The 17775-nt window shown below is 26.5% G+C and carries 15 protein-coding genes and 1 other annotated feature; of the genes, 9 read left to right on the top strand and 6 right to left on the bottom strand.

Annotation, left to right across the window (positions count from 1 at the left end):
• Positions 1-148 precede the first annotated feature (148 nt).
• The 8 genes from QP548_RS00995 (at position 149) to QP548_RS01030 (ending at position 11133) form a co-directional block, all read left to right on the top strand.
• Positions 149-745, top strand: coding sequence for a hypothetical protein (locus QP548_RS00995; protein WP_061428961.1), 597 nt, complete (start codon positions 149-151; stop codon positions 743-745).
• Positions 746-867: 122 nt separating this feature from the next.
• Entirely contained in the window at positions 868-1788 is a 921-nt protein-coding gene (locus QP548_RS01000) for an alpha/beta fold hydrolase (RefSeq protein WP_061428960.1), read from the top strand.
• 120 nt (positions 1789-1908) lie between these two features.
• Positions 1909-2844, top strand: coding sequence for a tetratricopeptide repeat protein (locus QP548_RS01005; protein ID WP_061428959.1), 936 nt, complete (start codon positions 1909-1911; stop codon positions 2842-2844).
• Between the two features lie 123 nt (positions 2845-2967).
• Positions 2968-4854, top strand: coding sequence for a sensor histidine kinase (locus QP548_RS01010; RefSeq protein ID WP_061428958.1), 1887 nt, complete (start codon positions 2968-2970; stop codon positions 4852-4854).
• Positions 4844-6880: a sensor histidine kinase gene (locus QP548_RS01015; protein ID WP_061428957.1), complete on the top strand. Its 2037-nt coding sequence runs from the start codon at positions 4844-4846 to the stop codon at positions 6878-6880. Before QP548_RS01010 ends, QP548_RS01015 begins: the two co-directional genes overlap by 11 nt.
• A gap of 45 nt (positions 6881-6925) precedes the next feature.
• Positions 6926-7423 carry a TspO/MBR family protein gene (locus QP548_RS01020; protein ID WP_003481998.1) on the top strand — a complete coding sequence of 166 codons (498 nt, stop codon included), beginning with the start codon at positions 6926-6928 and terminating at the stop codon, positions 7421-7423.
• Positions 7424-7585: 162 nt separating this feature from the next.
• Positions 7586-8743: an amidohydrolase gene (locus QP548_RS01025; RefSeq protein WP_061428956.1), complete on the top strand. Its 1158-nt coding sequence runs from the start codon at positions 7586-7588 to the stop codon at positions 8741-8743.
• A gap of 227 nt (positions 8744-8970) precedes the next feature.
• Positions 8971-11133: a type IA DNA topoisomerase gene (locus QP548_RS01030; protein WP_061428955.1), complete on the top strand. Its 2163-nt coding sequence runs from the start codon at positions 8971-8973 to the stop codon at positions 11131-11133.
• 212 nt (positions 11134-11345) lie between these two features.
• Here QP548_RS01030 and QP548_RS01035 read toward each other — a convergent pair whose 3' ends face one another.
• From QP548_RS01035 to asnA, 5 genes are all read right to left on the bottom strand, one after another.
• A complete protein-coding gene (locus QP548_RS01035; RefSeq protein ID WP_061428954.1) occupies positions 11346-11801 on the bottom strand; it encodes a hypothetical protein in 456 nt (151 codons plus the stop codon).
• Between the two features lie 96 nt (positions 11802-11897).
• Positions 11898-12608: an LrgB family protein gene (locus QP548_RS01040; RefSeq protein WP_061428953.1), complete on the bottom strand. Its 711-nt coding sequence runs from the start codon at positions 12606-12608 to the stop codon at positions 11898-11900.
• Positions 12601-12978, bottom strand: a complete 378-nt coding sequence (locus QP548_RS01045) for a CidA/LrgA family protein (protein WP_003451739.1) — start codon at positions 12976-12978, stop codon at positions 12601-12603. Before QP548_RS01045 ends, QP548_RS01040 begins: the two co-directional genes overlap by 8 nt.
• A 111-nt stretch (positions 12979-13089) precedes the next feature.
• A complete protein-coding gene (locus QP548_RS01050) occupies positions 13090-13908 on the bottom strand; it encodes a tetratricopeptide repeat protein (protein ID WP_003461934.1) in 819 nt (272 codons plus the stop codon).
• Between the two features lie 125 nt (positions 13909-14033).
• A complete protein-coding gene (asnA, locus tag QP548_RS01055) occupies positions 14034-15044 on the bottom strand; it encodes an aspartate--ammonia ligase (protein ID WP_061428952.1) in 1011 nt (336 codons plus the stop codon).
• A 187-nt stretch (positions 15045-15231) separates the two neighbouring features.
• Positions 15232-15491: a binding site (T-box leader), on the bottom strand.
• A gap of 142 nt (positions 15492-15633) precedes the next feature.
• On the opposite strand from asnA, the gene ppaX reads away from it, so the two are divergent.
• Complete coding sequence (gene ppaX / locus QP548_RS01060) at positions 15634-16278, top strand: pyrophosphatase PpaX (protein ID WP_061428951.1); 645 nt, start codon at positions 15634-15636, stop codon at positions 16276-16278.
• A 55-nt stretch (positions 16279-16333) separates the two neighbouring features.
• Here ppaX and QP548_RS01065 read toward each other — a convergent pair whose 3' ends face one another.
• Positions 16334-17605, bottom strand: a complete 1272-nt coding sequence (locus QP548_RS01065) for a D-alanyl-D-alanine carboxypeptidase family protein (RefSeq protein WP_061428950.1) — start codon at positions 17603-17605, stop codon at positions 16334-16336.
• Positions 17606-17775: the final 170 nt, after the last annotated feature.

Below are 17775 nucleotides of genomic sequence, written 5' to 3' on the forward strand. Positions count from 1 at the left end.
TTAAAATTATTATGTATTAAAGAATAATATAACTTAAATTTTTATATATTTATTCAAGGTGACTAATTTCTTAATTAAGAAATTAGTCATTTTTTATTATAAAAAATGTATAATATAGTATTAAGCACTTATTAATAAGAGGGGTAAAATGAGTAAAAATTTTGATTATAGCCTTAAAGATATAAGTAGTAATTTAGAAAAATCTTTAAAAGAAGCAGAATTATTAGGAGAGGGGCATAATGGTGTTGTATTTCTCCTTAAAAATAATAAAGCAATAAAAATTTTTAGAAGAATGAGTGTTTGGAAAGATGAAAGTAGTATATTAAAACGAGTTAGAAAGTCTAGATTTTTTCCAAGGATATATGAAGCTAAGCCAGGATATATTATACGAGAATATGTTGATGGGATTAGATTAGATAAGTATCTAAGAAGAGGAAATCTAGATGAGGAGCTTTGCAAGGAATTATATTTAATGATTTTAGAATTTGAAAGATTGGGATTTAAAAGAATTGATATAAGGTGTAAGGATATATATATACAAGATGATTATACTCTTAAAATAATAGATCCTAAAAATAACTATAAAAAGAGGGTTTTATTTCCTAGACATCTTTTTAAGGGGCTTTTTAAAAGAGATGAGTTAAATAGATTTTTAAATTATGTAGCAGAAATTGATGAAAAAAGAGCTCATATATGGAGAGAAAAGTTTGAAATTTATGCAGAGGATAAAAATTTGTTAATATAATATTAATAAGTTAATAAAAAATAGTAAATCACTTAAAGTATCTGTTTAAAGATTTTAGATTAAGTAGTATCTTAGTATTAAGAAGATTTTTATACTACATAGTCTAAAAGGAGTTGATAGATTTGAGAGAGAATTTTATATTTAAAGATAATGAAGGGTTAGAATTACAAGGATATAAATGGAGTAATGGTAAAGAATTTAAGGCAGTTATTCACATATTACATGGAATGACAGAGGATGCTATTAGATATAATGAATTTGCAGAAAAACTTGTTGAAGCAGGATTTTTAGTTTATGCTCATGACCATAGAGGGCATGGCTTTACAGCTAAGGATTTAGATTCTTTAGGATATCAAGCAGAAAATGATGGATTCCAATGGATGATTGATGATGCTAAAACTTTAATAGAATCTTCTAAAGAAAAACATAAAGGATATAAAATAATACTTTTTGGACATAGTATGGGATCTTTTGTAAGTCAGAGGCTAGTTCAAGAATATAATGATTTAGTTGATGTATTAGTTTTATCAGGAACTAATGGTGAGCCAGATAAGTTAGCCCCGCTTGGAGAATTTGTAGCTCAAGTAGAAATGTCATTAAAGGGCAGAGAACATAAAAGTAAGCTTATGGATAAGTTGATTTTTGGAGGCTTTAATAAGAATTTTAAACCAAATAGGACAGATTTTGATTGGCTTTGTAGTGTAGAAAGTGAAGTGGACAAGTATATAGAAAATGAAAGATATGGTTTTATATGTTCAAGTTCCTTTTATTATGATTTGTTAAGAGGGGTAAGAAGCATACATAAAGCTGAAAATATGAGTAGAATAAATAAAGAAATGCCTATTTATATTTTCGGAGGAGATAAAGATCCAGTAGGTAATTTTGGTAAAGGTGTAATCAACTTAAAAGATAAATTAGAAGAAGTAGGAGTAAAAAATATTGAGTATAAGCTATATGAAAATGGAAGACATGAAATGTTAAATGAAAAAAATAAAGTAGAAGTTATGGAAGATACTATTCAGTGGATGTTGAAAAATATTTAAAAGATATATATAATTAATTAGAGTATTAATTAGGAGTGTGTCAAAATTTTGATACCTCCTTTTTGCTTTATGTAATCTAAGATGATTTTGATATAATAGATTAGAAAAATAGGAGAAGATATGGATAATAACTATAGAATTATAGATAATTATATACGTAGTGGTGATAAAGCCCATGATGAAGGGAATTTAATAAAGGCCTTAAATTATTATTTAAGAGCAGAGGAGCTTCTAGAAGGAGAAAGAGATATTGATTTAATAATAAGTATAGCTTTAATGCTAGATGAGTTAGGAGATACTGAAAAGGCCAAGGAAAAATATGAAGAGGCCTTAAGTATAAATAGTTTTGAGGTTAGAGCTTATTATGGATTAGCAGTAATTTATGATGAAAAAGAGGATTATGTAAAGGCTATAGAGTTATATAAAAAGGCTATAGATATAAATCCTGTTTATGATAGAGCTATATTCTTCTTAGCAAATGCATTAGATAATGTGGGAGATAAAGAAGGGGCAATAGAGTATTATAAAAAGACAATAGAGGTTTGCAAAGAAGACTTTTGGGCTCATATAAATTTAGGATCCATATATGAAGAAAGGGATATGCTTCAAGAGGCTTATAGAATGTTTTCTAAAGCTCTTCAAATAGATGGAGAGCACTATTTAGCTCTTTTTAATATGGGAGTAATATATAAGAGATTAAATGTATATGATAAGGCTAAGAAATTTTATGAGAAAGCCATTAAAAAGAATTTTGGTTATGCTTTTTCATTCTTAAATTTGGCGGTTATATATAAGGAAGAAAATAATATAGAAAAGGGAATAGAAATATTATCATTAGGTTTAAGATTTAATCCGGAAAATCATTTTTTATATTATAATAGAAGCTGCTTTAAGGCTATTTTAGGAAATGATTTAGAAGATGCCACAGAGGATTTAATTAAAGCTGTTGAGTTTTATCCAGAATTTATGAAATATATAAATAAAGATAATGATTTAATTGAGGTAAGAAATAGTAATAAGTTTAAAAGTTTCTTAGAGACCTTAGATATTGGTTAATGCCAATATTTAAGGTCTTTTTTTAATTACAATTAAATACAATAATTTACAAAAAATAAATAATTTCATTTGTTTTTTTATGATAATGTATATTTATATGGTTGAATTTAAGGGGGAAGGGTATTGGAGTGTATAGAAAATGATTATATGTATTTGAAACTTAGTAAAGTTAGAAAGTTAATTAGTATTTTTATATGGGTAACAATTATTTTATATACTGTATATTTTTTTAGTCCACATATAGCTATTAACTTATCTAAAGGTATTGAGACTGTATTAATATTTGCTATAACATTTATTGCAACAACGATATTTAAATTTTCTAATAAAAAGATTTTTAAATTAATAAGTATTTGTTTATTGATTGTTGCACTATTAAGGTTTAATACACTTATTTATTTAATAGCTTATTTTGAAGAAAAAGAAATACTTGAATATTTAACTTTAAAACCTATTTCTCTTTGTATTGTTTTAGAAAGTATATATTGTTTTATGGTAATAGCATATGTTAAGGCAATAGATTTAAATATAAAAATAACTGTTTGTTTTTTTACTGTTATTTCATTAATTAGTGTTTTTTTAGATAATATATATGTTTTTTGGATATTTTCAATATTGCTATTTTCAATAATTTTATATGTTTTAAGAGATTTTAAGCTTTGTAAAAATAACTCGTTAAATCATTTGAAATTATTAGTGCTAACTAATCTAGTTTTAATAGTACTAGATTTTTTAACATATAGATTAGGTTTAGAGATAATTATCTTATTAAATTATATAATGAAGATATGGCTATATTTTCTTATATATGTTTGGATTTCTGATATGCTTATTAGAAAACCATATGAAACTTTAAATCAAGATATAATTGATGAAAATAGAAAACTAGAAATATTAAATAAAAGAATAGAAGAAAGTAATAATGAATTTAAAGAATTTAAAAAGAACTTAAGAGATAAGGAAAATTATTTTAAAAATTTTTTAGATAATGTTCCAATGTCCATGGTGATTTTAAATAGCAATAATTATAGGATTTTTACAGTAAATAAAAGGTTTATGAATGAATTTAATTTAAAAAATAAGAGAGATATAATAAATAAAAATTTATTTAAAATATTAAATATTAAAAACAAAGAAGAATTCCTGATAACTAAAAAATGTGAAGCTTCATTTGTTGAATGTGGAATAGAAGTTTTTTTTGAACTGGATATATTATTAAATTCAAATGATTATTTAATCATATCGATGAAAAATGTAACCGAATTAAAATATTCAGAAAAGATAAAAGATGATTTAAGAAAAAGAGTCCTAGAGGAACAAATAAAAAGTGATTTTTTATCAAGTATCTCTCATGATTTAAAGACACCTATAAATGTTATATATTCATCAGTTCAGGTGCAAGAAAAGTTTTATAGTAATCAACATATTGAAAAAGTTGATTATTATAACCAAGTTAATAAAGAAAATTGTATGACTTTAATGAGATTAGCCAATAATTTAATCGATTCATCTAAAATTAATTATGATTATTTAAAACCAAATCTTAAAACTTATAATATAGTAACATTAATTGAAGATTCTATAGGGATGTTAGCTGAATATATAAAGGAAAAAAACTTAACTTATGTATTTGATACTAATGAGGAAGAAGTATATGTTAAGTGTGATCAAGAGTTTGTTCAGAGAATTATTTTAAACTTAATTTCAAATTCAATAAAGCATACAAGGGAAGGTGGAATTGGAGTAGAGATTAAGGCGAAGAAAAATAAGGTTTTGATTAGTTTTACAGACACGGGGGAAGGTATGGATAAAGAGTTTTTAGAAAGGGCTTTCTTAAGATATAGTAAAGGAAATAAAAAAGGGGTAAAAAATAAGAGTACAGGGATTGGTCTATATATTGTTAAAAATTTAGTTGAATTGCAGAATGGAACTATAAAAATAAATTCAATTAAGGACACAGGAACAAATATAAGATTGGAATTTAATAGGGAGAAAAGGTGTGGAATATAAAGTAAAATATGAAAATCCTAAATTACAATATTATATATTAAGACTAATATATGTACTAATAATACTATCAGCAGTAGTTTTTATAGGAGAAAAAAGATATATTACGTTTTATAAATTTCTAGATTTATCTTCAGCAATAATGTTAGGTACTGCATTATTAATTGGAATAAGTAATAAGATAGGCGATAAGAAAAATTTAGTTTATTTTATTAATATAGGAGTTTTTTGGTTTGTTATTCCGGAAATAATTTCTTTAGTTGCCCAATTAAAATTTTATGTACTAGATAAAATGGTAACTTATAAATTAATAGGTATATTATTTCAATATTTCATTATACTTATAATAATTTTAGGAAAGAAAAAGAATTTAGGTTTCAAAAAATTAAATAGTATTTTGCTAGTATTAAGTATTAGTTTTAATGCTATTTATTTGATTATAATAAATAATACAAATTTAATGAGGGCATTTATTAATGGAATATATATAAATAATTTTATGTTTATATTGGTTGTTCTTTTATTTGTATTATTACTAATAATAATTGTTGTTGATGAGGCAAATACATCTGATAAATTTTTTTATTACTTAATTTTATATATATTATTATTATCAGTAGGGAACATTATTTTTTTAAATAATCTTAATAATATAAATAATACTAAAAGATTAGGAGTGTTTTTTAGTCAAACATTAGAATTCTCAGCTTATTATGTTTTAGTAGAAGGAATAATAAGATTTTCATTAAATAAGAGCTTTAATAATATAAATAGAGTAATGCTTTTAAAAAGAGAATCATATAAGAGAAATAAAAGGTATTTACAAAAAAAAATATATGAATTAAAAGAATTGGAATTTCTTTTAGATAGGGAAGAGTTATTATTTAATAAGATGATATCTATAATTGGAGATTATACATTTATTTTTAAGGATGAAAAACTATTTTATTTAAATAATGAAGCCTTAGAATTTTTAGGAATTAGTAATAAAGAATCTATATTATTTGAAAATATGGAAATCTTATATGAAAAAATATTAGAAAAGCAAGTTTATTTAAAAGAGAAAGGAAGTGTAGATTCTTATCAAGAAATAATTTTTAAGAACCTTAATGGTGGATATTCTAATGGAGAAGTCTATACACTACCTTTTGAAGATAATTATAAAATTATAGTTATAAATGATATTACTAAAAAAAATAATGCTTTAAGATTAAATAAGTATTTAAAAGATAAATTAGAGGAAGAACATATAAAAGGAGAGTTTTTCACTAATATATGTCATGAGTTAAGGACTCCTATAAATGTAATAAGTTCAGCTCTTCAATTAAATAATTTAAATATAGAAAATAAAAATCTTAATTCTATAGAAAGAAATAACTTAGTAATTAAACAAAATTGTTTAAGACTTATAAGGACAATAAATAATTTCATTGATGCTAATAAAATATCAGAGGGACAGATAGAAACAAATATTATGGTTCTTAATATAGTTGAGGTTGTTGAAAATATATTGGATGCATCTGCAGAATATATAAATAAGAAGAAAATAAATTTTATTTTTGATCCAGATTTTGAAGAGATATTTATAGCTATTGATAGTGAGTTTTTAGAAAGAATAATATTAAATCTATTATCAAACTCGGTTAAATATGGAAGAAGAAATGGAAATATATATATGAAGATATATTTTGAAGGAAAAGATCTTGTAATAATGATAGAAAATGATGGAATTGCTATAAGTTATGATGAACAAAAATACATCTTTGATAAATTCACTAAAAGTAATAAGGCTTTAAATAGAACACAAGAAGGAAGTGGGTTAGGGCTTTATATAAGTAAATCTCTTATGAAAATGCAAGGGGGAGATTTAAAAGTTGAGATATATGAGGGATATGGTAATAAATTTAAACTATATTTTTATGATGTAGATTTATTTAAGGAAACTGAAAGAACAGAACATATCGTTAACAACAATTACTATAATTTAAAGGAAAAAGCCGAAATTGAATTTTCTGATATATACATATAATATATATTAAAAGGAATACATATAATTACCTGAGAGGTGATTTATGTGAATATATTCAAGGTTAATGGAAAATTTAATTTAGGTGATTTAATAATAAGTTTGTTAATAACTTTAGGTGGAGGATATGTTATTGGAAAGTTTACTCAGGAGAGTGTACAAGTATATGGCACTTTAAATAAACCTTGGTTTAGTCCACCAGCTATAGTTTTCCCTATAGTATGGACTATTTTATATATACTTATGGCAATAGCAGCCTATAGAATATTTTTAAGGCATAAGCAAGGAGAAAAAACAAAGTCAGCCCTTTGGTTTTATATAATACAACTTGCATTAAATTTTGCTTGGAGCATAATATTCTTTCACTTTAAGTTATACGGATTAGCATTTATAGAACTCATCATATTATTAATATTTATAGTTATAACCACAATTAAATTTTTTAAGTTTGATAAAATAGCAGGAATTCTTATGATTCCTTATATAATATGGGTTTCCTTTGCTGGAGTATTAAACTTTTTTGTATGGATGTTAAATGAAATGTAATTTAAAAATCCCTCTTATTTTAATAGAATAAGAGGGATTTTTTATTTAGTGCTATAATTATATAGAGATATTTAATAAAAACTTTCTTTAAAATAAAGTATGATTTAAAGAATAGCTAAAGGTAATATTTATCAAATCACATAAATAAAAGGGGGATAAAAAATGTTAATTAGAAATGGAAAAATATTTACCTGCGAAGAAGGTAAAATATATGAAAAAGGTGATATTCTAATTAAGGATGGAAAGATAAGTAGAATTGGGGAAGATTTAAGTCAATACATAGGAGAAGAAGAGGTTATTGATGCTAAAGGACTATTAATATTTCCAGGATTTATTGAAGCACATTGTCATTTAGGACTACATGAAGAAGGAAATAATGGGGCTGGAAATGGAACAAATGAAGCTAGTGAGCCTATAACACCGCAAATGAGAGCTATAGATGGAATAAATCCCTTTGATGGAGGATTCCAATATGCAAGGGAAGCAGGAGTTACCACAGCTGTAATTGGGCCTGGAAGTGCTAATGTAATAGGAGGACAGTTTGCCGCTGTAAAAACAAGTGGAATATGTATTGATGACATGATAATAAAGGAACCTGTAGCAATAAAGGTTGCCTTTGGAGAAAATCCAAAAAGGGTTTATTCTGGAAAGAATAAAATGCCTAATACAAGAATGGCTATTGCAGCTTTATTAAGAGAAACTTTAACAGAGGCTGTTAATTATAAAAATAGAAAAATTGATGCTGAAATAGAGGATAGGGATTTTAGTAAGAATTTAAAATATGAGGCTTTACTTCCACTAATTAATAGAGAAATACCTATGAAAGCTCATGCTCATAGGGCAGATGATATTTTAACGGCTATAAGAATAGCTAAGGAATTTAATCTTAAATTAACTTTAGATCACTGTACAGAAGGACACCTAATAAGTGACTATATTAAAAGAGAAAACTTAGATGCTATAGTTGGGCCAACTTTAAGTTTTAATGGAAAGGCAGAGACTTTAAAGAAGACCTTTAAGACTCCAAAGGCTTTAATAGATAAAGGAATTAAAGTAGCAATAACTACAGACCATCCAGTGGTAACAATAGACAATCTTGCACTGTGTGCAGCTATGGCTATGAAAGAAGGAATTACTTTTAATGAGGCCTTAGAAGCAATAACAATAAATCCAGCTGAAATAATAGGTATTGATAAAAGAGTTGGAAGCTTAAAGGAAGGAAAGGATGGAGATTTAGTAATTTTAAATGGAAGTCCTTTTGAAATAGCTACAAAAACTATTTATACAATTATAAATGGAGAGGTAGTTTATAAAGACTAGGAATAAAAGCAATTTTATATTATAATAAATAATGTTTGAATTTGATTTTTAATATATTTTAGATAAATTAATGGAGCTGTATCAATATAACTTAGTAAAACTTATAATTAAATACTAAGTTTTGAGACAGCCCTTATTATTTTAATAAGTGAAATAAATTTTTAAATCTGTCAAAGATATAGAAGAGGAGATAATATAACAAAAGGATTATAATTAGGAGTGATACTTTGAAAAAGGTAATAATTGCAGAAAAACCATCTGTTGCTAGAAATATTGCAGATGCTTTTAATATAAAAAAGAGAAAAGATGGATACTTTGAAGGCGAAGAATATCTTATAACATGGGCTTTCGGACACTTATTGCAGTTATTTGATGCAAAGGATTATGATGAGAACATGAAGGGATGGAGAATGGAAAAATTCCCTTTTATCCCAGAAGTATTTAAATATAAAATAAAACAAGATTCTTTAAATAGAAACATCGTTGATAAGGGTGCGGAAAAGCAAATAAAGATAATAAAAGGTCTTATAGATAGGGAAGATGTAGATGGAATAATTTCTGCTACTGACTTTGATAGAGAGGGACAAGTAATTGCAGATGAAATTTTCCTATATTTTAGTGAAAAGAAACCAGTATATAGACTTTTATTAAATGAATGGACACCAGATGAAGTTAAAAAAGGAATGGAAAAGTTAAAACCTAATGAAGAAATGCAATCTCTTCAAGATGCTGGCATAGGAAGACAGTGGGCAGACTGGATAATTGGTATAAACTTAACTTCTGTTACTACAATAAAATATAAGCTAAATGATGGACAGATTTTAAATATAGGTAGAGTACTCCTACCTACTTTAAAAATAATTTATGACAGAGATAAAGAAATAGAAAACTTTAAATCAAGTGCATATTATAAACTTAATGGTACTTTTAAGACTTCAAAAAATGAGGAGTTTGAAGGAACTTATTATGAGAATAATTCAGAGAAGTTTGAAGATAAGAAGGTTTTAGATGAAATTAAAGAAAAGATAAAGGATAAAAATGCTGAAATAATTGAAAAGCAAACAGAAAGAAAAAAAGAATATCCACCATTTTTATTTAATCTTTCTAATCTTCAAGGATACATAACAAGTAAATACAAAGGATGGACTTCAGATAAGGTTTTAAAAGTAGCTCAATCTTTATATGAAAAGAAGTTTATAACTTATCCTAGAACAGGAAGTATGGCTTTAGAGGAGAGCTTAGTTGATAGAACTAGAAATGTTTTAGAAAAGCTTAAGGTAGGATTACCTTATGAGGAGCAAGTAAAATTTGTTCAAAATAAAAGAGTTTTTGATAATTCAAAGGTTGAGAGCCATAGTGCCATAGTTCCAACTTACATGAAACCTAATAATTTAACCCAAGATGAGAGAATAGTTTATACAGCAGTTAAAAATAGATTTATTATGCAATTTATGCCTATAGCTGAATTTGAGGAAACAAAAATAACTTCTAAGGTAAATGATAAAGATGTTAAGGGAGTATTTATTTCAAAGGGAAAAGTTCAGCTTGTAGAAGGATGGAGAGTTGTTGAAAAAATAGACAGTAAAGATACAATTCTTCCAATGGTAAATGAAAAAGAAATAGTTGACTTAGTAGATAGTAAGATAAATAAGGTTACTAAAAAACCACCTAAAAAGCATACTGAGAAGACTTTACTTAGGGTTATGGAGACTTGTGGCAAGAGTTTTAAAGAGGATGCAGAGGAAGATAGTGAAGAAATGATGGCTTCAATACTAAGTGGATTTAGTATAGGAACACCTGCTACTAGAGCTGAAACAATTAAAAAACTTAAGGATGTAGGATATATTACTACAAAGGGAAAAAGTTTAACTTGTACAGAACTTGGTAGAACCATAGTTGAAATATTCCCTGTTAAGGAGCTTTTAGACTTAGAATACACAGGAAGACTAGAAAAAACTCTTTCAGATATAGAAAGAGGGAAGGTTAAAAAGGAAGATTTCTTAAATCTTATAAAAAACTTCACTATAGAGGGAGTTAAGGCTATAAAAAATGATGATTCCATGGCAAAACACTTTAAAGTAGAGGCTCCAGAAGGGGTAGAGGTTTTAGGAAAATGTCCTAACTGTGGAAATCCTGTTATAGAGGGAGAAAGAGGATTTGGATGTGTTAACTGGAAAAATGGATGTAAATATACCATATGGAAAAATGACAAGTATATAGCTTCCTTTGGGAAACAAGTAACACCTCAGATGGTAAAACTTCTATTGGCTAATGGAAAAGTTGGATTTAGAAATTTAAAAAGTAAAAAGGGAAATACCTTTGCAGCATACTTCATATATGAAAAAGATGAAGAAAAAGGCTATTTCACATGGAAAATGGAATTTATTTAATAAAATATATATGAGTTGTATTAAAAGAAATAAAAATGTTATGTAGCAACATATAATAATAAAACTTACAAACACATTCAGAGAATTACTAGATTTTCCTAAGGTATTCTCTTTATACTGTTTGTAAGTTTTGTAAAAAATTATTTTCATACATACTATTATTAACTTTTGATATAACTCTTTTTGTTTGGTTAAGAGAAAGGTTTAAAATTTTAATTATAATCAAAGGTGAATTTGTAAGATAATTTTGATAAATCTTTTTCTTGTAGGTTAAAAAACTCATTTTCTATGGGAAATAAAATTCTTCTTCCATGTTGTGGAGGAAGTCCCTTAGGGATAACAACACTTTTAAAGGTTTTATTTAGTACCTCTTTATTATTGGTATCACAAACTGAGATATTAAAATTTTCTAAGTTTTCAAAAGTAGTATTTTCAGTTGTATTTAAAAAATAAGCATCTATAAATAGGATATTATCTTCTTTAAACAATTGATTTATTATTAAGTTAAGAGTGTTTTTTTCTGTGGTGAAGGCTGTAATATCATATAAAATTTCTTTGTTTTGAATTTGGTCTTCTTTAGAAAAAGTGCTTGCATCTAAGGTTAGAGTATTTGGATTTAATAGAACTGCTAAGGCAAAAAAGCCTAGAATTTTTTTATATATTTTCATTTTAATGCTCCTTAATTATAGATTTATATTTTTAGTATTTCTATAATTAAGAAATATAGTCATAAAAAGAAAAAAACAGTGAAATTTTATCACTGTTTAGACAAATTTTAATATTAATGCAGATAGCATATATATTGGTGGAGCAAGGAAAACTGTTATTAATCCAGCAACACCTATAGACAATGAACTCATAGCACCATGAGTTTCACCGATTTCTAAAGCTTTAGTAGTTCCAACGGCATGGGCAGCTGTTCCCATAGAAACTCCCATAGCAACTTCATGATCAATTTTAAGTAATTTACATACCATAGGAGCTATGATTGCACCTGTGATACCAGTTATTATTACTGCTATAACTGTGATTGAAGGTATTCCACCAAGTCCACTAGATACTTCAACTCCGATTGGTGTAGTAACTGATTTAGGAACTAAAGAAGCAATAAGTTCATGATTTACTCCTAAGAAATATCCCATTATTATAACACAGCACATAGAAGCAAAACTTCCAACTATTATTCCTGTCATTATTGGTATAAAATGATTTTTTAAAAGTTGTAACTGTTTATATAAAGGTACTGCTAAAATTACAGTTGCAGGTCCTAAAAATGCATTTATAAAACTACCACCAATATTATAAGTTTCAAAACTTATATGGCATGAAACTAAAACTGCAATTACAAGAGCAATTGCTATTAATAAAGGGTTTAGTAGTGGAATTTTAGTCTTCTTGTATATGGTCATACCAATTTCAAATGCAAAAAGAGTTAATAAAATTCCGAATAAAGGGTTATTAACAATGTTATTCATTAACTTCATCTCCTAGTAGTTTTTTTTCTTTTCTTCTTATTAAAGCTTGAACAACTAAACCTGTAACTCCTATTACAACAAAAGTTGAGGCTATACAAATAAATAATAATTTAAGAACATTTCCTTCTAATAATCCAACAGATGTCATAAGTCCAACCCCTGCAGGAACGAAGAAGAAGGCTAAATGATCTAAGAAGAATTGAGCAACACAGTCAATAGATTCTACTTTAACAACTTTAGTACATAGTAAAACTAATAATATTAACATTCCAATAATATTTCCAGGTACACTATGTATAAAACTTTTAGAAATAAATTCGCCTAAGAAGTATATAAACACTACAATAAGCATTTCTCTTAAAAGCTTCACTAGATAATCACTTCCTTTTTTTATTAAAAAAATATAAGGAACTATTTTTTAAGTTCCTTATACATTATAGAATGAATTTAAAATTAAAGCTATAATCAAATATCATAATAATTAATGATTTATACTTATTAAAGCGTTTTCTATATCATTTTTTGATAGGTTGCTTAGAATAGACTCATCATACTTAAGTGCTTTATTTAAAAATTCTTTGGCTTTATAAAAATCTTCTTTTTCTTTTGATATAATTCCCATAAAATAGTATGGTTCTGAAAAATTTACACATTCATCTATTAATTCATCAAAATAAAAGCAAGCTTTTTTTATATCACCAATTTTATAGAAAATCTCTCCTAAATTAGCTCTTATTATTTGGCTTAATTCATCAACTTTTAATCCTTCATTACTTATTGAAATTGCTTTTTCAAAATCTTCATCTTGAATCAAAACATATCCATAAACTTCATAAAAATCTAGAGAGTTAAAATTATTAGCTTTTAAATCATCTAAGATTTGAAGAGAAGTTTTTATATCATTTAATTTCCAATAAAGTATTGCTTGAAGTAAATCAAGTTGATTTGCATCTTCAGGTAAAAATTTTCTTTTAGATACTATGCTTTTTAAAGTTTCTAAAGCTTCAGTATAAGATCCTATTTTAAGTTCTAAGAAAACATAAGTTTTTATAGCTTTTACATTAGAACTATTACATAGAGCAGCCTTTCTATAAAGAGATAAAGCTTCTTCTAAATTATTAGCCCTAAGTTTTTTAGCACCCTTAAACATATAAATTAAATGCTTATTTATAGTTAATTTAAATATTATAAATGATAGAAGTAGTATGCTCCCCATAGGCACACTTACCTTAATCATTAAGAAAACTATAAAAATTATTGCAAGGACATTCAATAATGTATTTAAAATAGACCTTTTCATAATAATTATCCCCCTTATAAATATTAGTTTATTAAAGAAATTATACTATATTTATAAGAGGGATAATATTGAATTTTTTAAAGTTAAATTTAAATTAAATAAAAATCAAAATTTTAATATAACTTTTATAATAAATGTATGTTGTTTTCTTCACAAGTTCTTATCATATCTTCGTCCCACATAGATGCTTGAACTTCTCCAATGTGAGCTTTTCTAAGGAAGAACATACATATTCTAGATTGACCAATTCCACCACCTATAGTATATGGTAATTTTCCTTCAAGAAGCATTTGATGGAATGGTAGTTCTTTTCTTTCTTCACATTCTGCTATTTTTAATTGTTTTAAAAGGCTTTCCTCATCAACTCTTATTCCCATTGATGAAAGTTCTACAGCCTCATCAAATAGAGGATAGTAGAATAATAAATCTCCATTTAATGTCCAATCATCATAGTCTGGACTTCTATCATCATGTTTTTCACCAGAAGCTAATTTTCCACCAATTCCTATTATGAATACAGCGCCAAATTCTTTACATATAGCAGTTTCTCTCTCCTTAGAAGTAAGATCTGGATAACGATCTTCTAATTCTTGTGATGTTATAAATGTTATATCTTCAGGAAGAATTCTTTCTATGTGAGGATATTTTTCTACTATAAAATCTTCTGTTGCTTTAAAAGTACCATATATTGATCTTACAGTTTCTTTTAAAGTTTCTAAATTTCTTTCTTCTTTATCTATTATTTTTTCCCAATCCCATTGGTCAACATAAATAGAGTGAATGTTATCTAAATCTTCATCTCTTCTTATAGCGTTCATATCAGTATAAAGACCTTCACCATGTTCAAACTCATATCTATGAAGAGCTAGTCTTTTCCACTTAGCTAGAGAATGAACTATTTGAATGTTAAACTCTGGCATAGCTTTCATATCAAAACTTACAGGTCTTTCAATTCCATTTAAATCATCATTTAATCCTGAACATTTATTTACGAAAAGTGGAGCAGAAACTCTTGTTAAGTTTAAGTTTTTAGCTAAAGAAGCTTCAAAAAAGTCTTTAAGTTCTTTAATAGCAACTTCTGTCTCTCTAAGTGATAATAAAGGTTTATAGCCCTTTGGTATAAATAATTTTTCCATTTTAAACAACTCCTTAATTTTAAATGTAGTTATATTTTTTGCTACATCTATTTTTTTATAAATTTTGTTTGGCCCCAAACAGGTTATTAAAATTTCTTTAAATGTTTTGTTTTATACGTATAGTTAAAATAATAAAATTTAAAATATAGTTTAAAAGATAATAAAAAAAGCCATCATCCTATATTATTAATAGGACGAAGGCTATATAATCATCTCCGCGGTACCACCTATGTTAGCACAAAAGCACTCACTTAATAACAGTGCATCTTAACACTGTCCTTCTTTTAACGGAAAGAAACCCGTCTAAGTCTACTGTCCAAAATAAATTTTGAAGTTCGGTTAGAAGCTCAAGGATGTTCTTCATCAAAGGTATAGTATGAGGCTTTCACCATCCCTCAATCGCTAAAACTCTTTCCAAAGATTACTTTTTCCTATCAATGCTTTGTACAAGTTATTTATTTAATAATTAATATATACTAAAAATCTTAATTTGTGAAGGGGTTTTTTAAAATTTTTTAAAGTTTATGATATAATTATTAAAAAAATATATATTTTTAAGCTCATTTTTAAAATGACAAAGGAGAAATTTATGATAAAAGCAGTGTTATTTGACTTAGATGGAACATTGATAAATACTAATGATTTAATATTAAAATCATTTAAACATACATTTAAAACTATATTAGATTTAGAACCAACTGAAGAAGAAATTACCATTAACTATGGTAGACCCTTGCAGGAAATTTTTAAATCCTATGATGAAAATAGAATAGAAGAGATGATTAATTGTTATAGAAAAATAAACTTAGAATTACATGATGATGAATGTAAAGAATTTGCTGACGTTGATTTAATGCTACAAACATTAAAGAATAAAGGAATTAAAATTGGTGTTGTAACTTCAAAGAAAAGTGATATGGCAGAACGTGGAGCTAAGTTAATGGGTATATTTAAATATTTCGATACTTTTATAACTCCAGAAGTTACTATAAGGCATAAGCCAGAAGGGGAGCCGGTTTTAAAGGCATGTGAAAATTTAGGAGTTTCTCCTGGTGAAGCTCTTATGGTAGGTGATTCACCTTACGATATTTTAGCAGGTAAAAATGCTGGGGCTAAGACCTGTGGAGTTAAATACACAGCATTGCCTATTGAAAAATTAGGAGAGAGTAAACCAGATTTTTATGTAGATAAACCTTTAGAGATTTTAGAGCTTGTTGAAAAATTAAATTCATAATTTTAGAAGTTTATAATAAAAAAAGATTTAGTCTAAGACTAAATCTTTTTTTATATTAAAATATATTTCTTCTACGTCTTCTACGTTTTCTTAAATTTATTGCTCTTATAATAAGTAATATTAATACAATTACAACTATTGCTAGAACAATTATCCCTAAATAACTTAAGAAATTAGCTTTTATAAGAGTAAATGTACCTATATCAGCTTTTACTGGATAATCCTTAACATAAGCTCTTTGAGTAACAGTAACAGCAGCTGATTCAGGATTAGAAGCTAATTGCCAAGCGTTCATATCATTTAAGTTTATTGATTTTGATGTTTCTTTTTCATTTACATAATTTTTATAATAATCTATGTTTTCAGTTGCAACAAAAGGAACGTCGATTTTCTTTGTTGGTCCAAACCATCTAAAAAGTTTATATTCAACTGGAATAGTATCTATTGTTGTACCAGCCTTTATGTATGGAACTTTATCTACAGAGTAACTGTAATCAATAATTTTATTCATATCATTAAATACAATTTCATCCTTAGCATCATATTGAGAATTTAAAACAGCACCTATTATTTTTCTACCATTTCTTTCGTATACTGATACTAAACATCTTCCAGCAGGAGTTGTAAATCCAGTCTTTCCACCAATATTTCCGTCGATACCAAGTTCTTTATTTCTATTTTCTAAAAGTACTTTTTTTCCGTTTACAGTTATGTCGCTATCCTTAAGTGCCATAGTTTCGCTTACCCAAGGATTTTTATAAGCATTTTGTAAAATAACAGCTAAATCGTAAGCTGTTGAATAGTGATCCTCATTATGTAAGCCGTTTGGAGTAACGAAGTGAGTATTCTTTAATCCTAATTTTTTTACTTCGTCATTCATCATTACACTAAATTTTTCAGCACTTCCAGCCACTCCATCTGCAATTACAGAGGCAGCGTCATTAGCTGAAAACATAAGTAAAGCTTTCATTAAATCATTAGCATTCATTCCTTCGCCAACAGGTATTGGACCAAAGCTATTATTTAATGTATAAGGCTGTTGAGCTTTTGCATCTGCTGTATATGGAAAAGAATCATTCTTTGAAGCATGTTCAGCAAATAAAAGACTTGTCATTACCTTTGTTGTACTAGCAGGATATGCTTTTTCATCAATTCCCTTTGCATAAATAATTTCACCAGTATCATAATCTAAAGTGACAGCATACTTTCCAACTATATTAGGTTGGGAAATTTCAGCAGCCTGAACAGTAGCTTTTGTTGGCGTAAAAAGTGATACTGATAAAGCAATCAATATTGAACTTAAAAGCTTTTTCTTAAATTTAATCAATTTTCATCTCTCCTAATTTCAAAGTCTCATTAAACTTTTTTTATTATAACATCTATAGGGCATAATAACAATAATAATAAAGAAAGAGATGTAAAGCTTTAATTGTGGTATTTACAATACATATCTTATATAATATAAGGTATTTGAAGTAATTAATATTTAGGATGTGA

This window comes from Clostridium sp. UMB9555A (assembly GCF_030222355.1).
In the GTDB taxonomy this organism is placed as follows: domain Bacteria; phylum Bacillota; class Clostridia; order Clostridiales; family Clostridiaceae; genus Sarcina; species Sarcina perfringens.